Annotated in this window: 1 protein-coding gene; it reads left to right on the top strand. The window is 59.8% G+C overall.

Features of this window, described 5'->3' with window-relative positions:
• Positions 1–974, top strand: a 974-nt coding sequence (locus DA915_RS28580; RefSeq protein WP_192886699.1) for a hemagglutinin repeat-containing protein, incomplete at both ends; no start/stop codon positions are given.

Below are 974 nucleotides of genomic sequence, written 5' to 3'. Positions count from 1 at the left end.
CGCCCAGTCGCTGGTTGGCGATGTCTCGATCCTTGCCGGCTACGGCGTATGCGACGGTGGCAGCCTGTGCGCGAAGGGAACCGCTCCCGGCGATGTTCTTCTTAATGGAGCGCTGGTCAGCGCCTTCGACAAGCTCTCGATCGACGCCACCGGCAAAATCGATATGGGTGTCGTCAGTCAGGAAGTCCATAACAGATACAAGGAATGGGGTTTCAAGGGCCTGGGTTGGGGTTCGGTCAAGCAGACATGGAACGATGTCGATACGTCTGTCACCCGGCTTTCGGGCAATGACGTCTCGCTCAACGCCAAGGGTCCGATTACCGGTACAGGTGTAAAGATCGCCGCCGTCAACGACCTTCTGATGAAGACCGATGACACAATCCGGCTGGAAGCGGCGCAGGATGCGCTTTATTTTACAGAGAAGGGCTTTTACGTCGGTCTCAGCTTCCCGGGATCCGCCGGCATAGACGCCGCGTTGAAGGGCGGCTCCGGTGGCCAGATCCTGTCCGGCCTTGCCGGCATCAATCCGCTGACCGCCAAACTTGCAACGCTTGCCAATGCCGACAATGGACTTGCGGCTGGGCTGGCTGCCGTTAATCTGGCGACCACCGGTGCTTCCGTCTTCGGCGGTGCTGTGGACGCTACCCTCGGACCCAGCAAGGGCGGTGTGGTTGGTTCCGCACTCGATCCCCTCAAATCTTTCAGAGATCCTGGAACGGGGCAAATTACGGCAGGCTCGATAGCGAAGACTGTCGGCATCAACCTGTCCGTCTGGAAGAGCGAGCAGCGGTGGAGCGAGAGCCAGGTTTCCGAACTGACGGCTGGCGGCGATATCGTCATGAAGGCCGGGCTGGACGTCATTCTGGATCAGGGCACGAAGATGGTCTCCGGCGGCGATGTCTCCATCGATGCCGGCCGCGACATCCTCATGGCCGCACTTGTCGATTACGCCAAAGACAAGTCATCCTCCTTCG

This window comes from Agrobacterium sp. LAD9 (assembly GCF_003031125.1).
In the GTDB taxonomy this organism is placed as follows: domain Bacteria; phylum Pseudomonadota; class Alphaproteobacteria; order Rhizobiales; family Rhizobiaceae; genus Agrobacterium; species Agrobacterium radiobacter.
This window is presented reverse-complemented; position numbering and strand designations above follow the sequence as displayed.